Annotated in this window: 24 protein-coding genes and 1 other RNA gene; 14 read left to right on the forward strand and 11 right to left on the reverse strand. The window is 68.9% G+C overall.

The window, feature by feature from the left end:
* From ABTX24_RS22730 to ABTX24_RS22740, 3 genes are all read right to left on the reverse strand, one after another.
* On the reverse strand, positions 1–117 hold a 117-nt coding region (locus ABTX24_RS22730; RefSeq protein WP_350842933.1), incomplete at its 3' end, for a biotin carboxylase N-terminal domain-containing protein.
* A gap of 22 nt (positions 118–139) precedes the next feature.
* Positions 140–388, reverse strand: a complete 249-nt coding sequence (locus ABTX24_RS22735; protein WP_160022116.1) for an acyl-CoA carboxylase epsilon subunit — start codon at positions 386–388, stop codon at positions 140–142.
* Positions 385–2016: an acyl-CoA carboxylase subunit beta gene (locus ABTX24_RS22740; RefSeq protein ID WP_350842795.1), complete on the reverse strand. Its 1632-nt coding sequence runs from the start codon at positions 2014–2016 to the stop codon at positions 385–387. Before ABTX24_RS22740 ends, ABTX24_RS22735 begins: the two co-directional genes overlap by 4 nt.
* 87 nt (positions 2017–2103) lie before the next feature.
* Here ABTX24_RS22740 and ABTX24_RS22745 point away from each other — a divergent pair, with 87 nt between their 5' ends.
* A complete protein-coding gene (locus ABTX24_RS22745) occupies positions 2104–2775 on the forward strand; it encodes a TetR/AcrR family transcriptional regulator (protein ID WP_160022120.1) in 672 nt (223 codons plus the stop codon).
* Positions 2776–2796: 21 nt separating this feature from the next.
* Here the strand turns inward: ABTX24_RS22745 and rnpB are convergent.
* Positions 2797–3146: RNase P RNA component class A (gene rnpB, locus ABTX24_RS22750), an RNA gene on the reverse strand.
* 13 nt (positions 3147–3159) lie between these two features.
* Positions 3160–3351 (reverse strand): DUF1918 domain-containing protein, encoded by a 192-nt coding sequence (locus ABTX24_RS22755; protein ID WP_141794223.1) that lies wholly within the window; start codon positions 3349–3351, stop codon positions 3160–3162.
* An 87-nt stretch (positions 3352–3438) separates the two neighbouring features.
* Between ABTX24_RS22755 and ABTX24_RS22760 the strand changes: the two genes are divergently transcribed.
* Positions 3439–3864 (forward strand): tetratricopeptide repeat protein, encoded by a 426-nt coding sequence (locus tag ABTX24_RS22760; RefSeq protein ID WP_350842797.1) that lies wholly within the window; start codon positions 3439–3441, stop codon positions 3862–3864.
* A gap of 41 nt (positions 3865–3905) precedes the next feature.
* The gene (locus ABTX24_RS22765; RefSeq protein WP_091053215.1) at positions 3906–4217 is read left to right on the forward strand and encodes a 4a-hydroxytetrahydrobiopterin dehydratase; all 312 of its coding nucleotides are present in this window, start codon (positions 3906–3908) and stop codon (positions 4215–4217) included.
* Positions 4218–4223: 6 nt separating this feature from the next.
* On the opposite strand, the gene ABTX24_RS22770 is transcribed toward ABTX24_RS22765, so the two are convergent.
* The 3 genes from ABTX24_RS22770 to ABTX24_RS22780 are packed head-to-tail and all read right to left on the reverse strand — an operon-like array spanning position 4224 to position 7413.
* The gene (locus ABTX24_RS22770; protein ID WP_350842799.1) at positions 4224–4985 is read right to left on the reverse strand and encodes a transglutaminase family protein; all 762 of its coding nucleotides are present in this window, start codon (positions 4983–4985) and stop codon (positions 4224–4226) included.
* Between the two features lie 14 nt (positions 4986–4999).
* Positions 5000–5929: an alpha-E domain-containing protein gene (locus ABTX24_RS22775; protein WP_160022128.1), complete on the reverse strand. Its 930-nt coding sequence runs from the start codon at positions 5927–5929 to the stop codon at positions 5000–5002.
* Positions 5929–7413 carry a circularly permuted type 2 ATP-grasp protein gene (locus ABTX24_RS22780; RefSeq protein ID WP_350842801.1) on the reverse strand — a complete coding sequence of 495 codons (1485 nt, stop codon included), beginning with the start codon at positions 7411–7413 and terminating at the stop codon, positions 5929–5931. Before ABTX24_RS22780 ends, ABTX24_RS22775 begins: the two co-directional genes overlap by 1 nt.
* A gap of 75 nt (positions 7414–7488) precedes the next feature.
* On the opposite strand from ABTX24_RS22780, the gene ABTX24_RS22785 reads away from it, so the two are divergent.
* Positions 7489–7698, forward strand: a complete 210-nt coding sequence (locus ABTX24_RS22785) for a hypothetical protein (RefSeq protein WP_160022132.1) — start codon at positions 7489–7491, stop codon at positions 7696–7698.
* 20 nt (positions 7699–7718) lie between these two features.
* Here the strand turns inward: ABTX24_RS22785 and ABTX24_RS22790 are convergent, their stop codons facing one another.
* Entirely contained in the window at positions 7719–8933 is a 1215-nt protein-coding gene (locus ABTX24_RS22790) for a PQQ-dependent sugar dehydrogenase (RefSeq protein WP_160022134.1), read from the reverse strand.
* A gap of 46 nt (positions 8934–8979) precedes the next feature.
* Here ABTX24_RS22790 and ABTX24_RS22795 point away from each other — a divergent pair, with 46 nt between their 5' ends.
* Positions 8980–9627: an ion channel gene (locus tag ABTX24_RS22795; RefSeq protein WP_160022136.1), complete on the forward strand. Its 648-nt coding sequence runs from the start codon at positions 8980–8982 to the stop codon at positions 9625–9627.
* A 64-nt stretch (positions 9628–9691) separates the two neighbouring features.
* A complete protein-coding gene (locus ABTX24_RS22800) occupies positions 9692–10627 on the forward strand; it encodes a putative endonuclease domain-containing protein (RefSeq protein WP_160022138.1) in 936 nt (311 codons plus the stop codon).
* Positions 10628–10648: 21 nt separating this feature from the next.
* Here the strand turns inward: ABTX24_RS22800 and panB are convergent, their stop codons facing one another.
* Entirely contained in the window at positions 10649–11521 is an 873-nt protein-coding gene (gene panB / locus ABTX24_RS22805; RefSeq protein WP_160022140.1) for a 3-methyl-2-oxobutanoate hydroxymethyltransferase, read from the reverse strand.
* A gap of 95 nt (positions 11522–11616) precedes the next feature.
* Entirely contained in the window at positions 11617–12153 is a 537-nt protein-coding gene (locus ABTX24_RS22810; protein ID WP_350842803.1) for a GNAT family N-acetyltransferase, read from the reverse strand.
* A 53-nt stretch (positions 12154–12206) separates the two neighbouring features.
* On the opposite strand from ABTX24_RS22810, the gene ABTX24_RS22815 reads away from it, so the two are divergent.
* From ABTX24_RS22815 to ABTX24_RS22850, 8 genes are all read left to right on the forward strand, one after another.
* The gene (locus tag ABTX24_RS22815) at positions 12207–12677 is read left to right on the forward strand and encodes a GNAT family N-acetyltransferase (RefSeq protein ID WP_350842805.1); all 471 of its coding nucleotides are present in this window, start codon (positions 12207–12209) and stop codon (positions 12675–12677) included.
* A 124-nt stretch (positions 12678–12801) separates the two neighbouring features.
* Complete coding sequence (locus ABTX24_RS22820) at positions 12802–13869, forward strand: 3-keto-disaccharide hydrolase (protein WP_350842807.1); 1068 nt, start codon at positions 12802–12804, stop codon at positions 13867–13869.
* A 59-nt stretch (positions 13870–13928) separates the two neighbouring features.
* Positions 13929–15953 (forward strand): NAD(+) synthase, encoded by a 2025-nt coding sequence (locus ABTX24_RS22825; RefSeq protein ID WP_350842809.1) that lies wholly within the window; start codon positions 13929–13931, stop codon positions 15951–15953.
* Positions 15954–16050: 97 nt separating this feature from the next.
* Entirely contained in the window at positions 16051–16686 is a 636-nt protein-coding gene (locus tag ABTX24_RS22830) for a SatD family protein (protein ID WP_350842811.1), read from the forward strand.
* A gap of 7 nt (positions 16687–16693) precedes the next feature.
* A complete protein-coding gene (locus tag ABTX24_RS22835; RefSeq protein ID WP_350842812.1) occupies positions 16694–17443 on the forward strand; it encodes a hypothetical protein in 750 nt (249 codons plus the stop codon).
* A gap of 11 nt (positions 17444–17454) precedes the next feature.
* Positions 17455–17646, forward strand: a complete 192-nt coding sequence (locus tag ABTX24_RS22840) for a hypothetical protein (protein WP_141805306.1) — start codon at positions 17455–17457, stop codon at positions 17644–17646.
* Positions 17647–17695: 49 nt separating this feature from the next.
* Positions 17696–19033, forward strand: a complete 1338-nt coding sequence (glnA, locus tag ABTX24_RS22845) for a type I glutamate--ammonia ligase (RefSeq protein WP_160022154.1) — start codon at positions 17696–17698, stop codon at positions 19031–19033.
* A gap of 112 nt (positions 19034–19145) precedes the next feature.
* Complete coding sequence (locus tag ABTX24_RS22850) at positions 19146–19922, forward strand: type 1 glutamine amidotransferase (protein ID WP_350716106.1); 777 nt, start codon at positions 19146–19148, stop codon at positions 19920–19922.
* Positions 19923–19937: the final 15 nt, after the last annotated feature.

Here is a 19937-nt window from a genome sequence, read left to right on the forward strand (position 1 = left end):
ACGGTCCGGGTCGGCATAGATCGCGACCGACCCGATCCCGGCGTCCTTGCATGCACGGATCACTCGAACCGCGATCTCACCGCGGTTGGCGATCAAAACCTTTGTCAGTTCAGGCACGGTGTTCTGCTTTCTACGGTGTTCAGTTCGGAAGAGCGCTGGCGCGCCAGGCGCCGGGGCCGGGGTGGATGGGGGTACGCAGCTGCGGGGTGGCCCACAGGGAGCGGGGCTTCTTCTTCGGGGCCTCGGTCGAGCCCAGGGCGGCGAAGACGGCCACGATCGCGGCCACCTCTTCGGGGGTGGCGTTCTGGTCGATGACCTTGAGCAGGGGCTTCTGCTCGGCCTTCTGCTCGGCCTTCTGTTCGGTCGTCGGGTCCTCCGGCGCGGTCACAGCGGGATGTTCCCGTGCTTCTTCGCGGGCAGGGTCTCGCGCTTGGTGCGGAGCAGGCGCAGGGCGCGGGTGACCTCGGCGCGGGTCTCGTGGGGTGGGATGACCGCGTCGATGTAGCCGCGTTCGGCGGCGATGTAGGGGTTGGCCAGGGTGGTCTCGTACTCATCGATGAGTTCGGCACGTTTGGCTTCGACCTCGTCGGTGCCCACGCCGGAGGCTTCCAGGGCGGCCAGGGTGCGGCGGTGGATGATGTTGGCGGCGCCTTGGGCGCCCATGACCGCGATCTGGGCGGTGGGCCAGGCCAGGTTGATGTCGGCGCCGAGGTGTTTGGAGCCCATCACGTCATAGGCGCCGCCGTAGGCCTTGCGGGTGATGATGGTGACCAGGGGGACGGTGGCCTCGGCGTAGGCGTAGATCAGTTTGGCGCCGCGGCGGATGATGCCGTTGTGTTCTTGGTCGGTGCCGGGCAGGAACCCGGGTACGTCGACGAAGGTGATCACGGGGACGTTGAAGGCGTCGCAGGTACGCACGAACCGGGCGGCCTTCTCGGAGGCGTCGATGTCGAGGCAGCCGGCGAACTGCATCGGCTGGTTGGCCACGATCCCGACCGGGCGGCCCTCGATGCGGGCGTAGCCGATGATGATGTTGGGTGCCCACAGCGGCTGGACCTCGAGGAACTCCTCATCATCGACAACATGGGAGATGACCTCGTGCATGTCGTAGGGCTGGTTCCCGCCATCGGGGATGAAGGTGTCCAGCTCCCGATCCAGATCAGAGATCTCCAGATCAGCGACCTCCTCGAACGCGGGCGGTTCCTCCATGTTGTTCGACGGCAGGTAGGACAACAACGCTTTGACGTAGTCGATGGCGTCGGCCTCATCGGCGCCCATGTAGTGGGCCACCCCGGACTTGGAGTTGTGGGCCAGGGCGCCGCCGAGCTCTTCCATGGTGATGTCCTCGCCGGTGACGGTCTTGATCACGTCGGGGCCGGTGATGAACATGCCGGAGGTCTTGTCGACCATGATGGTGAAGTCGGTGACCGCGGGGGAGTAGACGTGCCCGCCGGCGCAGTTGCCCATGATCAGGCTGATCTGCGGGATCACCCCCGAGGCGTGGACGTTGCGTTTGAAGATCTCCCCGTACAGGCCCAGGGACACCACGCCTTCTTGGATGCGGGCGCCGGCGCCCTCGTTGATCCCGATCAGCGGGGACCCGGTCTTGATGGCCAGGTCCATGATCTTGGTGATCTTCTCGCCGTAGACCTCACCCAGCGACCCACCGAAGACGGTGAAGTCCTGGGAGAACACACACACCTGACGGCCGTCGATGGTGCCGTACCCGGTCACCACCCCATCCCCGAACGGGCGGTTCTTCTCCAGCCCGAACGCGGTCGACCGGTGCCGGGCCAGCTCATCGACCTCCTGGAAGGAGCCCTCATCGAGCAGCATCTCGATCCGCTCCCGGGCGGTCTGACGACCCTTGGCATGCTGCTTCTCCACCGCCTTGGCCGAACCAGCATGGACAGCCTCGTCAAGACGACGCTCCAGCTCGGCCAGCTTCCCGGCAGTCGTGTGCAGATCGATCTCGGCGCCCGAGGAATCGGGTGCGGTGGTGGGCTCGGCGCTCAACGGGACTCCTTGTGAACTTCAGTGTCAATGAGTGAGACTAAGTGTCATACGGCATGATGTCCAGGGATCGTTCCAAAAGGGAGAGTGATGGCAGCAGCGCGTGACGAGATCTCGGACGCGGCGTTCCGCCTGTTCGGGATCCAGGGGTACGCGGCCACCTCTGTCGACGACATCGCGTCCGAGGCCGGCGTCAGCCGCAGCACCTTCTTCCGCTCCTTCGGGTCCAAGGAAGCGGTGATCTTCCCCGACCACGATGAGATTCTCGGCCGGGTCGAGGAGCGGCTCCGTTCCTCGCCCGCAGACGCCGGCCTCGCCGCCGTCACGGACGCGGTCAAGATCGTGCTGTTCCACTACGTCGCGGAGGGCGAGCGTGCGCGGGAGCGCTACGGGCTGACCTCCACCGTGCCGGCCCTCCGTGAGCGTGAGCTGGTGAGCGGTGCCCGCTACCAGCGCCTCTTCCGTCGCTACCTGAGCCACTGGGCCGACGCCTCACCAGAGGCGGAGCTCCGTGCCGAGATGACGGCCGCGGCAGTCGTCGCGGCACACAACCGCGTGCTTCGCCGATGGCTCCGGCGAGAGTGCACCGACCCTCAGCGGGAGATCGAGCAGGCCCTGGCCGCCGTCCATCGCACCTTCGCCGACGAGAGCGAGGCCTCGATCGGGATGCTCGTCGTTCCGGCCGGCGTACCCGCCTCTGCCGTGGAGAAGGCCGTGAAGAGGGCGCTGGAGGGCATCGCCGTCCGCAACCTCGATCAGTGACACCGGATCAGGCCGATGAAGCGGACGGGCTGGCCTGTAAGCCGGGTTCTGTAGTCGGCGACCATCCATCTCGGACCATCGTTGCCGATGGCCTCTAGCAACCTACCCGCGCACTCGGGCGGACCGCCCTCGAACGTACGCTGTCTGGTCTTGCTCCGGGTGGGGTTTACCTAGCTCCTCGTGTCACCACGAGGACTGGTGGGCTCTTACCCCACCGTTTCACCCTTACCGCTACCTGGAGGGTAGCGGCGGTCTGTTCTCTGTGGCACTGTCCCGCGGGTCACCCCGGGTGGCCGTTAGCCACCACCCTGTCCTGTGGAGCCCGGACTTTCCTCGACGTATCTCTACGACGCGATCGCCCGGCCAGCCCGTCCGCACAAAAGTCTAGTGTGAGGCGGGCTCGATGTGGGCATCCGGACCGGGGAAGACGAGCGACTCGTGGTCGCTGTCGCTCCAGCGTACGAGGTAGGGCGGGCTGCCGTCGGGGTGGCTGACCTCGATGATCTCGGCCTCCCGAACGTGGTCCCCGACGTGCTGGCCCGCCACGACGAGGTGGTCACCTACTGATGCGTGCATGCGCGTTCACCTCCTCACCGTCACCATGGTGCTCCCGTGCAGGTGTGGATGGAATACCATCTGGGGGTATCACGTTCGGAGGGTGTGATGACGGAGAACGAAGAGTTCGAGTACGTAGCCCCGGCTGTGGTCTTCCCGGGCCAGAGCGCCCACGAGGTGGCCTACCGGACGGCCCACGACCTGCTCTCGCGGCGCTTCCCGGCGGAGGCGCTGGAGATCCTGGAGCCGGCGCTGGCCGACGACCCCGACAACTTCGGGCTGCGCAGCATGCGGGCCTGGGCCTACATGCTGCGGGCCCAGCTCGCCAGGGCCGAGGCGGAGCTGCGCTGGCTCGTCGAGCGCGATCCCAGCGACGCCTGGAGCCAGCACTCGCTGGGTCGCGTCCTGGAGCGCCAGGACCGGCTCGAGGACGCGCTCGGCCCGCTGCGCCTGGCGGCCGTGATGAGCGACGACTACGACCATCACGCAGCCGTCTACCGCGTACGCAACCGGCTCGCGCAGCGCGAGGGGTGACCGGCGTGGCGCGTCGCCCACGGCGATGGCAGGGTGGAGGCATGGAACCTGACACCACGACCCTCACCGCCGAGCAGGTCGCCCAGGAGCAGCTCGACGGCTGGACCTTCGACACCAGCGGCGAGGCCGACAGCATCGTCGCCCGCGTGGAGACCGGTGACTTCATCACCGGTCTCGCGCTGGTCAACGCGATCGGGGCGAAGGCCGAGGAGGCCAACCACCATCCCGACATCGACCTGCGCTACCCGTACGTCGAGATCCGGCTCACCAGCCACGACGCCGGTGGCGTCACCAGCCGTGACATCGCGCTGGCGAAGGTGATCAACGGCCTCGCGGCGGAGAGCACGCTCTGAGCGAGGCTAGGCGAGCCGGGTCATCTCGACGGTGACCTCGACGACCGGCTTCTCGGGGCCCGAGTAGATCCCGCCCAGCGGCTTGACGTCGGTGTGGTCACGGCCCGTGGCCACACCGACGTACGCGTCGCCGGGCTCGGTGCCGGTCATCGGATCGACCCCGTGCCAGCCGTTGTCCCACCACTCCACCCAGGAGTGCGCGCCGCCGGGGTAGACGTAGCCGGAGACGTAGCGCGCCGGGATCCCGACCGTACGCAGCGCCCCCAGCAGCTGGTGGGCGGAATCGATGGCCGGGTGGCCAGTGGCGCGGGATTCGTCGGCGATCGCCTGCGCGATCGCCAACGCGGCCTCGCCCGGGAAACCGGCGTCGGCCGCGATCGACTTGGCGACTCCCGCCAGTGGCTCAGAAGGTGTCACCAGCTCGGGCAGGCCCAGGAACTCGACGTACCTGTCGGCGACCTCAGGCCGACCGGCCTCCTCCCAGGTGAGCACCGGCGCCGCCCCGGGCTTCCGGTCGACGTGGACGGTGCTGGTCGCGGAGACCTTCAGCCGACGGTGCGCCTCGAGCACCTCGATCGCGGTGACCTCGTTGCCGAAGTAGTCCTTGTACTCATACGTCCACGGCTTGGGTGAGACGTCGATCCGGTGGTGGACCACGATCTGGTCGGGCGTGGTCAGGGGAGTCAGCCGTGCCTGGTTGTAGGAGGCGACCGCCGGCCCGTCGTAGGCGAACGTCGTGGTGTGCACGATGCGGAACTGCATGCTCATCTCGATCAGACTCCTCAGACCGGCTGCCAGGCCAGCGCCTCGGCGCCGGCGAAGTAGCGCTTGGTGACCGCCTCGGTGGCCTCGGCGCAGGTGACCTGGAGCCGCTCCATCTCGGCGGGCAGGTCCGCCAGCAGATCGTGGAGCGAGCGATACTCCAGCGAGGCCCGCATCCGGCCGATCAGCCGGTGGGCCTCGTCGGTGAAGCCGGCGCGGCGGGTCGTCCCTTCCAGCGTGTCCAGGGCCAGCTCGGCCCGCTGCAGCGCGTGCACCACCGAGCGCGGGAAGATCCGGTCCAGCAGCAGGAACTCGGCGGCCGCCTGCTCGGTCTCGACCCCCTTGTTGACCCGCAGGAACGCGTCGTACGCCCCACAGGCGCGCAGCGTCGAGTTCCACTGCGACGCGCCGCCGGCGCTCGTCAACGAGGTGGTCGCGACCAGCCGCGACGTCATGTCGGCGCGCTCGACGTAGCGCCCGAGCATCAGGAACTGCCAGGACTCGTCGCGCATCATCGTGGCGTCGGCGGTGCCGTTGATCTGGGCGACCCGGTCGCGCACCCAGCCGAAGATGAACGGGGCCCGCATGTGCTTGAACTGGCCGGCCGGGATCGCCCGGTAGGTGGTGTTGAGCGCCTCCCACAACGGCACCGAGAGCGTCTCCCGGGCGCCACGCGCCGACTCCCTGGCCGCGCCGAGCGCGTAGGCCATCGAGGTCGGTGCGGTGGTGTCGTACGCGAGCATGTCCAGCATCTGCGGCAGCCCGACCTTCTCCTCCTCGGAGAGCTCGATGCCCATCACCGCGAGCAGCGAGCGGCAGGCGGTCTCCTCGTCGGTGGCGGCGTCCTCGAGGATGTGCTGGGTCTGTACGTCGAGGATGCGCGCGGTGTCCTCGGCACGCTCCACATAGCGCCCGATCCAGAACATCGACTCGGCGATGCGACTCAGCATCACGCAACCCCCTGCGTTTGAGACTGACTCCGGCTGTGTGGCCGAGAGGACGTCGGTCCGGCGAGCACCCAGGTGTCCTTCGAGCCGCCGCCACGGGAGCTGTTCACGATCAGCTCGCCCTCTGCGAGCGCCACCCGAGTCAGGCCACCGGGAAGAACCCAGACCTTGTCGCCATCATTGACCGCGAACGGCCTCAGGTCCACATGCCGCGCCCCGAGATCGCCATCGGTGAAGGTCGGAACCGTCGAGAGCTGCACCACCGGCTGCGCGATCCAGGAGCGGGGATCGTCCAGGATCTTGCCGCGCAGCACGTCCAGCTCGCGTGCCGACGCTGCCGGTCCGATCACGATCCCCTTGCCGCCCGAGCCGTCGACGGGCTTGAGCACGAGCTCGCCGAGCCGGTCGAGGACCTCCTCGCGCGAGGACGCGTCGCCCATCCGCCAGGTGTCGACGTTGCGGATCACCGGGTCCTCGCCGAGGTAGTAGCGGATGATGTCGGGCATGTAGGTGTAGACGAGCTTGTCGTCGGCGACCCCGTTGCCGACCGCGTTCGCCAGCGTCACGTTGCCCATCCGGGCGGCGTCGATCAGCCCGACGCAGCCGAGCATCGAGTCGGGCCGGAAGTGCACCGGATCGAGGAACTCGTCGTCGATGCGCCGGTAGATGACGTGCACCGGGGCCAGCCCCTTGGTCGTACGCATCAGCACCTGCCCGTTGCGGCAGACCAGGTCGCGCCCCTCGACGAGCTCGACCCCCATCGTGCGGGCCAGCAGCGCGTGCTCGAAGTAGGCGCCGTTGTAGACGCCCGGCGTCAGGACGACCACGGTCGGGTCGGCGACGCCGGCGGGAGCGGCCGCGCGCAGCGCCGCGAGGAGCTTCTGCGGATAGTTGGCCACCGGCCGGATCCGGTGCTCGGCGATCGTCTCCGGGAGCGCGGCCGAGATCGCGCGACGGTTGGTCATGACGTACGAGACACCCGACGGGACCCGCACGTTGTCCTCCAGCACGCGGAACTCGCCGTTGTTGTCCCGGACCAGGTCGATGCCCGAGACCTGGATGCGTACGCCGTTGGGCGGATGCACCCCGGCGGCAGCGCGGTGGTAGTGGCTGGAGGTGGTGATCACCTCGCGGGGGATCACGCCGTCGTCGAAGACATTGCCCTCGTCGTAGATGTCGGCGAGGAACAGTTCCAGCGCCTTGACCCGCTGCTGGACGCCCTTGTCGATCGTCGCCCAGGTGTCCCGCTCGATGACCCGCGGCACGATGTCGAGCGGGAAGGCCCGCTCCTCTCCGCCGATGTCGAAGGTGACGCCCTGGTCGAGATAGCTGGCCTGCATCGCCTCGACCCGGCTGATCAGCTCGGCCGCACTGAGCCGCCGCAGCGAGTCGCCGAGCCGTTGATAGGGAGGGCGCAGCTCGCTGCCGACGAACATCTCGTCATAGGCCGGATCCCGCGTCTCGTAGGCGTCGAACATCTGGCTCATGGGGGCAACCTACTGAAATCCGTGTAACAGCGCTGTTGCCCACGCGAACATCTCGCACAACGGTAAGTTGGCCACATGAGCGACGAGCACGCGGGCGAGTACTACTACTGCCTCAAGCACAAGACCGTCGAGCCGTACCAGGGCTGCAAGGCCAAGGACCGCCTCGGTCCCTACGCCTCCCACGCCGAGGCCTCCCGTGCGCTGGAGCACGTTCAGGAGAACAACGAGCGCTGGGAGAAGGAAGACAAGGCCTGGGAAGGCGACGCGGGCACCGAGGACAAGTGATCCTCAGCTTCGGGTGGTCCTCAGCGTGGGGTCACCCGGAGCAGCACGTCCTCGCCGCCGTTGTCGGTGGTGATCAGCAGGTCGCCGTCGGCGGCCAGCGAGACCGTACGCAGCCGACCGTAGTCGTGCATGACCTCGGGTGAACGGTCGTCGGTGAGCTTCCCGGACTCGTCGAAGGAGATGATCCGCAGCTCCTGGTCCTTGAGCACGGCGACCGCCAGCGCCCCGCCGTAGGCGCCCCACCGCTCCTGGACCGGGATGAAGGTGCCACCGCCGGTGGCGACGGTCGGGTTGCCGGACTCCCAGGCCGCCTCGACCTGCTCTCCGGGCAGGTCCTGGTCGGTCATCGGCACCGACTCGTCGTAGCCCGCGCCGGGGTTCCAGCCGTAGTCGCCGCCGAGGGTGATCTCGTTGACCTCGTCGTCACGGTCGGGGCCGTGCTCCATCGACCAGATCGTGCCGTCTGCTCGCTCTGCCAGACCCTGCACGTTGCGGTGGCCGAAGCTCGTGATGAATCGTCGCGGCCCCTCGTCGCCCGCCCACGGGTTGCCGGGCCACGGCTTGCCGGTCTGCGGGTCGAGCCGGAGCGTCTTGCCGCCCAGGGAGTCGAGGCTGCGCGGGTTCTCCTCGTTGGCGGCATCGCCGGTGCCGACCCACAGCGCACCGTCGGCGCTGATCAGCAGCCGGCAGCCACCATGGCGCCCCGAGCTGGTCGGGAAGCCGTCGATCAGGGTCCGCTCCTGGGTGGCCCTGGTCAGCCCGGCGTCGAGGGTCCAGGAGATGACGCGTACGTCCTCACCACCGTTCCAACCCTGGCAGGTGTAGATGCGCCGGTTCTCGGCGAAGCCGGGGTCGACCTCGAGGCCCATCAGCCCGGTCTCACCGGAGACCCAGATGTCGTTGTCCGCGAGCGTGATCTCGCGCCGCTCGCCGCCGTCGATCAGCGACAGGACCGCCCGGTCGCGCTCGGTGACCAGGAACCGGTCCTCGCCGATGTCGGCCACGTCCCAGGGATGGTCGAGCTCGTCGTTGACCACCTCGACATCGAGCTCCGGGACCCGGTCGGACGTCGGCAGCACAGCCGCCGGGTCCGATGCGGAGGCTCTCGCGGAGGCGCTCGGCGAGCCCGACGGGTTCAGCGGTGGGGGAGTGGAAGCCGGAGAGGAGTCCCCGGCGCATGCGGCGGTCGAGAGCCCGAGAGTGATCACGGAGGCGAGGGCGATGGCAGCGCGCATGGTGCCGACGGTACTGGTCGGGTGGGCTCTAGGGTGGGCGGTTGTGATGAACGTGATCAGGGCGATGCGCGAACACCCTTCCGCCGTACTCCTGCTCGGACAGGTGGTGGCGATCCTGGCCTACCCCTTCCTCGACAGCTCGACCGCCGGCCGCGCGGCGCTCGGTGTGCTGCAGCTGCTGCTCCTGCTGGCAGCGGTCGCGGCGGTGCGTATGACCCCAGCCTTCTCGTGGGCGGCCATCATCTTCGGCGGCCCGGCGACGATCTTCGCGGTGTGGGAGTCGGTCGCGCCGAACGAGGGCTGGGTCGTGCTGACCTCTGCCTTCTTCCACGTCCCGTTCTACCTGTTCGTCTCCTACGCGATGATCCGCTACCTCTTCCACGACGACGTGGTGACCCGCGACGAGCTCTTCGCGACCGGTGCCGCGTTCACCGTGGTCGCCTGGGCCTTCGCCTATCTGTACGCGGCTATCCAGGTGATCTGGCCCGGCTCGTTCGGCGACCACCGGCAGTGGTTCGACCTGCTCTACCTATCGTTTACCACGCTGACCTCGGTCGGCCTCTCCGACATCGTTCCCGTGCTCCCCAACGCACGTTCGATGGTGATGCTCGAGCAGATCGCGGGGGTCTTCTACGTCGCCATGGTGGTCGCCCGCCTCGTCGGGCTGGCGGCCGCCAGGGCGCGACGCGTATAGCCGTTCTCCACAGAGTGGGCCGAATGCGGTGGCGCCGCGCCTGACTTCGTCGCAGCGTGGGCACATGGAGAAGTCAGTGCCACGCCGGCCGCCGCGCAGGCGCAGCGGCCGCTGGGTGGGTCTGGGGTCCGGGGTCCGGCTCGCGCGCGACGTCGGTGAGGAGGCTCCGGTCTGGGCCCGGATGAGGGCCTGGGCGGAGCAGTTGCCGGACGGCACGGTCTTCACCGGGCTGACCGCGGCGGAAGCGTACGAGCTCTGGCTGCCGCCGCTGGCTCCGGACCGTCCCATCGAGATCTCCATCCCGAGCGGGGTGCGGGTGCGACGGCCCCAGGTGGACGCCACCCGCCACCGGCTTCCCCCGCACAGCCACGGGATCGACGGCGTACGGATCGCGACTGTCGCCGAGACCGTGCTCGCCGCGGCGACCCGCCTCGGTCTGTTGGATCTGGTCGTGCTCGTCGACGGCGTGCTGCATGAGCAGGGTTGCACCCGCGACGATCTCGAGGAAGTGGCGCGAAGTCGGAGGGGCGGGCCCCGGTTGCGCGAGGCGCTCGCTCTGGCCGACGGCCGGTCGGAGTCTCCGTGGGAGTCGTTGCTCCGGATGCTGCACGAGGCGTGCGAGGTGCCGGTGCAGCCTCAGGTCGAGCTGTTCGACGACGCTGGTCGCTTCGTGGCGCGGGCCGACCTGCTGATCACCGGGACCAGGACACTGCAGGAGTACGACGGAGCCGTGCATCGCGACCGTGGCCAGTATGCCCGCGACCGCCGCCGGGACTCGCGCCTCGCGGAGGCGGGCTACGTACGCCACGGCTACGTGGCGCCGGACGTCCGCTTCCGCGCCGCGATGATCCTGCGAGAGGCCGACGCGGCGCTCGGCCGGACCTACGATCCGACCCGCCTGGACGCCTGGTACGCCCTGTGGCGTGGATCGCTGTGGGAGCAAGATCCGAGAAGTGGTCAATTTGGGCCCGGCACGGAGCCGGCGGACGGCCCAAATTGACCACTTCTCAAACGTGGAACCTCAGAAGGTGTGCTCGGGGCCGGGGAAGGTCGAGCCCTTGACGTCCGAGATGTACGCCTCGGCGCCCTCGGACAGGACCGACTTCACGTCGGCGTACTGCTTCACGAAGCGGGCCATCTTGCCGCTGCGCATGCCGAAGGCGTCCTGCCAGACCAGCACCTGGCCGTCGCAGTCGGGCCCGGCACCGATGCCGATGGTCGGGATGTCGAGCTCCTTGGAGATCTGCGCGGCGACCTCACCGGGGACCATCTCCATGACGACCGCGAACGCTCCGGCCTCCTGGACGGCCTTGGCGTCGTCGATGATCCGGTCGGAGGTGTCGCCGCGGCCCTGGACGCGGTAGCCGCCGAGCACGTGCTCGGACTGCGGGGTGAACCCGATGTGGGCGATGACCGGGATGCCGCCCTCGGTCAGCTTCTTGATCACCGGGGCCATCTCGGCGCCGCCCTCGAGCTTCACGCAGTGCGCGCCGGCCTCCTTCATGAACCGCACCGCGGTCAGGTAACCCTGCTCGGGCGAGGCCTGGTAGGAGCCGAAGGGCAGGTCGCCGACGACCATCGCCCGCTTCACGCTGCGCGAGACCGCGCGGGTCAGCGGCAGCAGCTCGTCCACGGTCACCGGAAGCGACGTCTCGTTGCCGAGGACGTTGTTGGAGGCCGAGTCACCGACGAGCAGCAGGTCGACCCCGGCCTCGTCGAAGATCTGGGCGGTGTACATGTCGTAGGAGGTCAGCATCGTGATCTTGTCGCCACGCTGCTTCATCTCGCGAAGATGATGCGTGCGCACCTTGCGTACGGGCTTGGCCGGCGTGTTCCCAGCAGCTCCGGTCCCGTACGGGGCGGTCTCCTCAGCAGAGGGGTTCGTGCTCATCATCGAGCCTTTCTGGTGTCATCTCGCAGCTCCCTGATGGAGTCCACGGACTACTCCCAGCGTAGGTCCAGATGAAGCCGTACGCGCTGTGGTGGTGGTCACAGCCGGTCGAACGGGGCGGCGTAGCTGAAACGGCCTCGCAGGTCCGGGTCGTACGCCGCGAGCGGCCGTGCCTGGAAGTAGTCGCCCCAGGCGGGCTCGGGTGCTTCGATCCCGAGCGAGGAGGCAGGGACGAAGCCGAAGCGGCCGTAGTAGTCGGGGGAGCCGAGGAGGACGACGACCGGCTCGCCCATCGCGTCGGCGGCACCGAGGATGGCGTGCATGAGGGCCGAGCCGACGCCGTCGCGCTGGCGGGCGGGGGAGACGCTGACCGGGCCGAGGCCGAGTGAGGGCCGGCCGGCGAGCGTGCCACGGGTGGCCACGGCGTGGCCGACGATCTCGCCGTCGGCCTCGGCGACCAGCGAGAGCTCCGGGATCCAGCCCGGATCCTCGCGCAGCCAACCGACCAGCGTCGCCTCGCCGGGCGCACCGTCGGGCTCGATCGGCGGCGCGGAATGCTCCACACCGGAGAAGGCGGCGGCGGTGACCGCACGGATGTCGGCCACGTCCTCGGGACGTTCACGTCGAATCAGCACGGTCCGAGCTAAACCGAACGACAGCCCCGGCGCTCCTGGTTATCGTCGCGTCCATGCGGGTGCGAGAGGCGACGGCGGAGGACCTCGACGCGGTGATCCACGTCGGCGTGACGACGTGGCGGGCGACGTACCCGCCGATCACCGGCGAGGCGTACGTCGAGGAGGGCATCGCCAAGTGGTGGGCCCCGGACGCAGTGCTCCCCGGGATCAGGGCCGGCACCGTCCTCGTCGCCGAGGTGGACGACCAGGTCGTGGCGATGGCCTCCTACTCGGTCTTCGAGGACCACCTGATGCTCTGGAAGCTGTACGTCCTGCCCGACTCCCAGGGCTCCGGCGCCGGCAGCGCGCTGCTGAGCGAGGTGATCGCCCGCGCCGGCGACCTGCCCGTACGCCTCACCCACCTCGTCGGCAACGACCGCGCCCACGGCGTCTACGAGCGCGTCGGGTTCGTCGAGACCGAGAAGGTGCAGAGTCCCATCGACGGCGGTCCCGAGGAGATCGTGATGGAGCGCGCGGCAGACTAATCCTTCTTTCGAAGATTGTTTGCGAAAGTCGCCCGGAAGTGGTTGAAAGTCGGCGGCGGCCGACACTAGCATCCAGCGTGACGCGCATCACATCTCGTTCGGCGTCCTGACGTTCGGAGTCTCGATGTCCCACTTCCTCCCCTCACGCTGCAATCGGACCCGGCTCGCCGTCGGGTCGGCCGTCCTCGGGATCACCGCTCTGTGTCTGGGCGGTGCGGTCGGAGCCGCCTCCGCCACTCCTGCTGAGACGCCCACGACGACCGCAACCTGCCCGGCGCCCGATGCCCGCTCGAGCGTGGTCTTCCTCGATCTCGACAGCGGCGTCGCCAACAGCACGCTGCGCTCCGGCTGCACCATCAACGACGTCATCGACGACGAGCGGACGTGGCCGACTCACGGGGCCTTCGTGATGCACGTCCGCAGTGTCGCCGCCGGTCTGGTCGTCGCCGGTGAGGTGACGCGTGCCGAGGCCAGCCGGCTGCAGTCCGCTGCCGCCCGCTCGCAGGTGGGGAAGGTCGAGGGGTACGACTGGCTCTTCGACGGCTCGGCCGACTCCTTCGAGGACTGGGCCTACGCCGGCGACGGCGGGTTCGACCTGGTGCCCGACGGCACCATCCGCAGCCGTGCCGGCGCGGGTGGTGGGTTCGGAACCCTGTGGTACCCGGCACGCGAGTACGGCGACTTCTCGTTGCGGTTGCAGTTCCGCGACGACGCACCCGGGACGGCCCGCGGAAACAGCGGCGTCCAGGTGCGCTTCCCGGAGCTCTGGGGTCCGGTCGAGGGGTGCCCGACCACGTTCAACGGCAGCGAGACCGGGAACCTCTCCTGGATCGCGGTCAACTGTGGCCACGAGATCCAGATCAACGACTCGCCGGAGGGTGGCGGCAACGACCCCCGCAAGACCGGGTCGATCTACGGCTTCGCCGACCTCACCCTGGCGCAGGCGCGACCGACCCCGAAGGGCACCTGGAACGACCTCGAGATCCGTGTCGTCGGGCAGCACTACACCGTGATCCGCAACGGCGTCGTGATCAACGAGTTCGAGAACCTGCCCGGGCTGCCGTTCCCCGGCCGTCCGAACGACCCCGACTCCAGCAGCCGCGGGCTGACCGGTCACGTCGGGGTCCAGGCGCACGGCAGCGCCCCGGACGTGGTCTCCTACCGGAACATCCGCATCCGCGACCTGTCCTGAGGTCGTACGCGGTCGGCGGCGGGCATCGGGTGGCTGGGGTAGCGCCTAGACTCCCGGGTGTGGACTTCTACTCCGCCTACTCCCATGGTTTCGCACGGGTCGCGGCGTGCACCATCCCGATCTCCGTCGCCGACCCGGCCGCCAACGCGCGCGAGGTGATCGCGCAGGCCCGCGAGTGCTCTGACGAGGGGGTCGCGGTGGCGGTCTTCCCCGAGCTCTGCCTGAGCGGCTACTCGATCGACGACCTCGTCCTGCAGCGGACGCTGCTCGATGCCGTGCATGCCGCGATCAGCGCGATCGTGGTGGCCTCCGAGGAGCTGCTGTCGGTGATCGTCGTCGGCGCCCCGCTGCGCCACGGCGACCGGGTGCTGAACACGGCGGTCGTGATCCACGGCGGCGAGGTGCTCGGCGTGGTGCCCAAGACCTACCTGCCGACCTACCGCGAGTTCTACGAGAAACGGTGGTACGGCACGGGCGACGGCGCCGACGGCACCATCATGCTCGGCGGCGAGGAGGTGCCGCTCAGCAACGAGCTGCTCTTCCGCTGCACCGACGTCAAGGATCTCGTCTTCCACGTCGAGGTCTGCGAGGACATGTGGGTTCCGGTGCCGCCGAGCGCCAAGGCGGCGCTGGCCGGCGCGACCGTGCTGCTCAACCTCTCCGCCAGCCCGATCACCGTCGGCCGCTCCGACGCGCGCCGGCTCCTGGTGCAGTCGGCGAGCGCGCGGTGCATGGCGGCGTACGTCTACACCGCCGCCGGCCAGGGCGAGTCGACGACCGACCTGTCCTGGGACGGGCAGACGATGGCGTACGAGCTCGGCGACCTACTGGGGGAGACCGAGCGGTTCCCGGACGGACCGCGGCGCACCGTGGTCGACGTCGACCTGGAGCGGATCCGCGCCGAGCGGATCCGGCAGGGCACCTTCGACGACAACCGCCGCGCCGAGGGCACCTTCCACTCCGAGATCGAGTTCGAGCTGAGCCCGCCGCTGACCGGTGACGGTCTGAGGCGCAAGGTCGACCGGTTCCCGTTCGTCCCCGACGACCCGGAGAAGCTCGCGCTGGAGTGCTACGAGGCCTACAACATCCAGGTCTCCGGGCTCGAGAAGCGGCTGCAGTCGATCGGCCCGGACACGAAGATCGTCATCGGCGTCTCCGGCGGACTCGACTCCACCCATGCGCTGATCGTCGCCGTCAAGGCGATGGAGCGGCTCGGCCGGCCGGCGAGCGACATCCTGGCGTTCACGATGCCCGGCTTCGCGACCTCGGACGACACCAAGTCCAACGCGATCAAGCTGATGGAGGCGCTCGGGACGACCTACGAGACGCTCGACATCCGCCCGACGGCCACCCAGATGCTCAAGGAGATCGGCCATCCCGCCGGTGACGGCGAGCCGGTCTACGACGTCACCTTCGAGAACGTCCAGGCGGGGCTGCGTACGGACTTCCTCTTCCGCATCGCCAACCAGCGCGGCGGCATCGTCCTCGGCACCGGCGACCTCTCCGAGCTCGCGCTCGGCTGGGCGACCTACGGCGTCGGCGACCAGATGTCGCACTACAACGTCAACGCCGGCGTGCCGAAGACCCTGATCCAGCACCTGATCCGCTGGGTGATCACCACCGAGCAGTTCGACGGAGCCGCCGACGAGGTGCTCCAGGAGATCCTCGACCAGGAGATCTCGCCCGAGCTCGTGCCGGGGGAGGTGCTGCAGTCGACGGAGCAGAAGATCGGGCCGTACGCCCTGCAGGACTTCACCCTCTTCCACACCGTGCGCAACGGCTTCACGCCCTCGAAGATCGCCTTCCTGGCGTGGAACGCCTGGCACGACGTCGAGGCCGGCGAGTGGCCCCCGGGGTTCCCGGAGGGGAAGCGGACGGCGTACGAGATGAAGGAGATCCGCGCCTGGCTCGAGGTCTTCGTGAAGCGCTTCTTCGCCAACCAGTTCAAGCGCTCGGCGCTGCCCAACGGTCCCAAGGTCTCCAACGGCGGCACCATGTCGCCCCGCGGTGACTGGCGGATGCCCTCGGATGGCTCCCCGGCCGCCTGGCTCGCCGAGATCGAGGCCCGGGTTCCCGTGGAGTAGGGATCATGCCTGCGGCCTCGCGCTGAAGGAGATGGCTTCAGCCGAAGCGAATAAAGCAAATAGCTTCATCTTGCCAGAATGAAGGTATGATCTTCACATGGCTTCTGTGGCGACCGTGATCGGCGACCTCGTGGGCTCTCGTACCAAGAACGACCGTGCGCAGGTCCACGCGGCGTTCGCCGAGGCCGTCGCGGAGATCAACGAGACGTGGCAGCCGGTCACCCCGCTCCGGATCACGGTCGGCGACGAGTACCAGGGAGCCTTCGAGACCGTCGGGGCTGCGATCCAGGCCACGTTCCGGCTGCGGATCGCGCTCGACCCCGTGGTCGGCGTGCGCCACGGCATCAGCTGGGGCGCGACACGGGTGCTCAGCGACGACCCCCGGGTCGAGGACGGACCGGGGTGGTGGGCCGCGCGGGCGGCGATCGAGACAGCGGAGAACGCCGAGAACAAGGCGGCCTCCCGCAGCGTACGGACCTGGTATCAGCCGGCGGAGGACGCGGGCGGGCCGGACCCGGCCGCGGTCAACGCCGCTCTGGTCTCGCGCGACGAGCTCTTTTCTCGTCTGGACCGGTCCTCGGTGTCGGTGCTTTCTGGCATGCTCTCCGCCATGCCTCAGAAGGCCATCGCCGCCGAGCTCGACATCACCCCCTCCGCGGTCTCCCAGCGTGTCCGCCGCGACGGCATCGCCGTGATCGTGCGCGCCGACGAGCTGTTGGGGAAGGTCCGGTGAGCGCGGCATGAGCTGGATAGCGCTGCTGCTGATCGGGGTCGGGACGGTCGACTTCGCCCACTCGATCATCGACCCGTTCAAGCGGATCCGCTGGGTCCCCGAGGCGATCGGGGCCGCCGCGGTGATCGCCTTCGGCCTGCTCTCGGCCCTCTTCGGAGGTGACCTGGCGGCCGTGATCGTGATCGCCGGGCTCACCGTGCTGTGGGGATTCCTGGCCCATCCGCCCCAGGGCGTGGACAAAAACCCCCGCCCGGGGATCCCGCTGGTGCTGCTCGGCGGGGCGATCTTCGTCGGGATCCTGCTGGCCCCGGTGGCCGGCGAGGTCGGCGGACCGGTCGCCGCGTGGGCCGAGCACGCGCCCTGGGTCTGGGTCGAGGCGGCGCGCCCTGAGGCCGTGCTGCTCGTCTTCGGTGGCCTGCTGGTCCAGGTCTCGACCGGCAACGTCGTGGTGCAGCTCGTCCTCGACGTCGCCAAGGTGGCCAACCCGCTCGACGGCGTCGACGGCAACAACCTCAAGGGCGGCCGGCTCCTGGGCCCGCTCGAGCGGCTGACGATCTTCGGGCTCGGTCTCACCGGCAACCTGGCCGCCGCCGGCCTGGTGGTCGCGGCCAAGGGCCTGATCCGCTGGCCGGAGCTGCAGTCGTTCCGCGGCGAGCACGAGGGGCCGAGCATCAACGACGTGACCGAATATTTCCTGGTCGGCAGCTTCGTCTCCTGGATGACCTCGCTGGTGACCCTCGCCCTGGTCATCACCTAGATTGCGGTGTCATGACTGTGGGTAAGGCTCTTGGGCTCCTGGTGGCCGCCGTGCTTCTCCTGGCCGGCGGAGCGCTGGCGCTGACCGGCATGGGCTATCTCGGCGGAGGCGGCACGAGCACCGCCTGGTCGATCCTCGGAGCCGCCCTGGCGGGGTTCGGGGTGGCGCTGGTGATCTCGATCTTCAGAGGTCCCGGCCGCTGACCGTGGCGCGGAGATCCCGCCCGTAACGTCGGACCGTTAGTGTTCACGCATGGGCAAGCAACAGGACTTCGTGCTCCGGGCACTCGAAGAGCGGGACGTACGTTTCGTGCGGCTGTGGTTCACCGACGTGCTCGGCTATCTGAAGTCGGTCGCGGTGGCGCCGGCCGAGCTCGAGAGCGCTTTTGCGGAGGGCATCGGCTTCGACGGCAGCGCGATCGAGGGGTTCGCGCGGGTGACCGAGGCCGACATGCTGGCCCTGCCGGATCCGAGCACCTTCCAGATCCTGCCGTGGCGCCAGGACGGCCCGGCCACGGGCCGGATGTTCTGCGACATCGTGATGCCCGACGGCTCGCCGTCCTACGCCGACCCCCGCTACGTGCTCAAGCGCACCCTGTCCAACGCCGCGGAGAAGGGCTTCACCTTCTACACGCACCCCGAGATCGAGTTCTACCTCTTCAAGGACAACCCGCGCGACGGCAGCGAGCCGACTCCGGTCGACTCCAGCGGCTACTTCGACCACACCGCGCAGTCGATGGGCGCCGACTTCCGGCGTGAGGCGATCACGATGCTGGAGGCCATGGGCATCAGCGTCGAATACAGCCACCACGAGGGCGGGCCGGGCCAGAACGAGATCGACCTGCGCTACGCCGACGCGCTGAGCACCGCCGACAACATCATGACCTTCCGTACGGTGATCCGCGAGGTGGCGCTGAGCCAGGGCATCTGGGCGAGCTTCATGCCCAAGCCGTTCACCGATCACCCGGGCTCGGGCATGCACACCCACCTGAGCCTGTTCGAGGGCGACGCCAACGCGTTCTACGAGCCAGGCGCCGAATACCAGCTCTCCAAGACCGGTCGCAGCTTCATCGGCGGCGTGCTCCGCCACGCCGGCGAGATCACCGCGGTGACCAACCAGTGGGTCAACTCCTACAAGCGCCTGATCGGCGGGGGAGAGGCGCCGGCTCACGTCGCCTGGGGCCACAACAACCGCTCGGCGCTGGTCCGGGTGCCGATGTACAAGCCGCTCAAGGGCCAGTCGACCCGCATCGAGGTCAGGAGCCTCGACGCCGCCTGCAACCCCTACCTGGCCTTCGCCGTGATCCTGGCGGCGGGCATGAAGGGCATCGAGGAGGGCTACGAGCTGCCGCGCGAGGCCGAGGACGACGTGTGGGCGCTGACCGAGCGCGAGCGCAAGAGTCTCGGCATCGACCCGCTGCCGGAGAATCTCGACGAGGCGATCGGGATGGCCGAGGACTCCGAGCTCCTCGCCGAGACCCTGGGCGAGCACGTCTTCGACTTCTTCCTGCGCAACAAGCGCGCCGAGTGGGCCGCCTACCGCGAGCAGGTGACCGCCTACGAGCGCTCCCGGATGCTGCCGGTCATCTGAGTCCGCAAACTGGTTGTCAGGGAAACTCAAGCCCGATTCCACACTTCCGATCCGGTGCTGCCACACTGGATCGAACGGGAGAGTGGGAGTGATGTCGTTGAGTCTTCCCCGAGTGCTTGTGATCCAGCACGAGGAGACAGTGCCGCCGGCGTTGTTCGGTCATTGGCTGGCTGAGGCGGGCATGTGTGTCGACGTCTGTCGGGCGTACGCCGAGCCGATCCCGCCGCTCTCGTCGCTGGATGCCTCCTACTCGGGGCTGCTCGTGATGGGTGGCTCGATGGACGCCGACTCCGACGACGAGCACCCCTGGCTCCAGGTCACCCGCGAGCGGATCGCGCAGGCCGCCGAGGCCGGTATCCCGACGCTCGGGATCTGCCTGGGCCACCAGCTGGCCGCGATGGCGCTCGGTGGCACCGTGGAGCGCAGCCCGTTCGGGCTCACCGTGGGCGTACACCAGGTGACCTGGGAGCCCGAGGTGCTCTTCGACCCGCTGATGCGCCTGCTGGCGGGTGACGACCGCGCGATGCACTGGCACCGCGACGTCGTCGGCCGGCTGCCCGAGGGCACCGTCCAGCTGGCCAGCTCGATCGACGGACAGGTCCAGGCGGCGCGGTTCGCCCCGACCGTGTGGGGCGTGCAGTTCCACCCCGAGGTCGACGCCGCCGCGGTTGCGGTCTGGGCCGAGGAGTCGGTCGAGGAGCTCGAGCAGATCGGACGCAGCGTCGACGACGTGGTCGCGACGGCCACCTTCGCCGAGAAGGAGCTGATCAAGACCTGGCAGCCGCTGGCCTTCGGGTTCGCTCGCCTGGTCCGTGAACGCAGTGCCGCCGTCGCCCCCGGCGGCACCCGGGGAGGGGTCATCCCGACCCCCAGGCCCTGGAGCGCGTGACGTCACCCAGGTGAC

Source organism: Nocardioides sp. NPDC127514, from assembly GCF_040302125.1.
GTDB lineage: Bacteria > Actinomycetota > Actinomycetes > Propionibacteriales > Nocardioidaceae > Nocardioides.

Excerpts from the sequence above, each read along its gene's own strand:
- ABTX24_RS22745 (WP_160022120.1), top strand. The coding sequence starts at position 2,104 with ATGGCAGCAGCGCGTGACGAGATCTCGGACGCGGCGTTCCGCCTGTTC.
- ABTX24_RS22790 (WP_160022134.1), bottom strand. The coding sequence starts at position 8,933 with ATGCGCGCTGCCATCGCCCTCGCCTCCGTGATCACTCTCGGGCTCTCG.
- ABTX24_RS22830 (WP_350842811.1), top strand. The coding sequence starts at position 16,051 with ATGGCTTCTGTGGCGACCGTGATCGGCGACCTCGTGGGCTCTCGTACC.
- ABTX24_RS22835 (WP_350842812.1), top strand. The coding sequence starts at position 16,694 with ATGAGCTGGATAGCGCTGCTGCTGATCGGGGTCGGGACGGTCGACTTC.
- panB (WP_160022140.1), bottom strand. The coding sequence starts at position 11,521 with ATGATGAGCACGAACCCCTCTGCTGAGGAGACCGCCCCGTACGGGACC.
- ABTX24_RS22795 (WP_160022136.1), top strand. The coding sequence starts at position 8,980 with ATGAACGTGATCAGGGCGATGCGCGAACACCCTTCCGCCGTACTCCTG.
- ABTX24_RS22840 (WP_141805306.1), top strand. The coding sequence starts at position 17,455 with ATGACTGTGGGTAAGGCTCTTGGGCTCCTGGTGGCCGCCGTGCTTCTC.
- ABTX24_RS22765 (WP_091053215.1), top strand. The coding sequence starts at position 3,906 with ATGGAACCTGACACCACGACCCTCACCGCCGAGCAGGTCGCCCAGGAG.
- ABTX24_RS22780 (WP_350842801.1), bottom strand. The coding sequence starts at position 7,413 with ATGAGCCAGATGTTCGACGCCTACGAGACGCGGGATCCGGCCTATGAC.
- ABTX24_RS22760 (WP_350842797.1), top strand. The coding sequence starts at position 3,439 with ATGACGGAGAACGAAGAGTTCGAGTACGTAGCCCCGGCTGTGGTCTTC.
- glnA (WP_160022154.1), top strand. The coding sequence starts at position 17,696 with ATGGGCAAGCAACAGGACTTCGTGCTCCGGGCACTCGAAGAGCGGGAC.
- ABTX24_RS22800 (WP_160022138.1), top strand. The coding sequence starts at position 9,692 with ATGGAGAAGTCAGTGCCACGCCGGCCGCCGCGCAGGCGCAGCGGCCGC.
- ABTX24_RS22775 (WP_160022128.1), bottom strand. The coding sequence starts at position 5,929 with ATGCTGAGTCGCATCGCCGAGTCGATGTTCTGGATCGGGCGCTATGTG.
- ABTX24_RS22755 (WP_141794223.1), bottom strand. The coding sequence starts at position 3,351 with ATGCACGCATCAGTAGGTGACCACCTCGTCGTGGCGGGCCAGCACGTC.
- ABTX24_RS22820 (WP_350842807.1), top strand. The coding sequence starts at position 12,802 with ATGTCCCACTTCCTCCCCTCACGCTGCAATCGGACCCGGCTCGCCGTC.
- ABTX24_RS22785 (WP_160022132.1), top strand. The coding sequence starts at position 7,489 with ATGAGCGACGAGCACGCGGGCGAGTACTACTACTGCCTCAAGCACAAG.
- ABTX24_RS22770 (WP_350842799.1), bottom strand. The coding sequence starts at position 4,985 with ATGAGCATGCAGTTCCGCATCGTGCACACCACGACGTTCGCCTACGAC.
- ABTX24_RS22815 (WP_350842805.1), top strand. The coding sequence starts at position 12,207 with ATGCGGGTGCGAGAGGCGACGGCGGAGGACCTCGACGCGGTGATCCAC.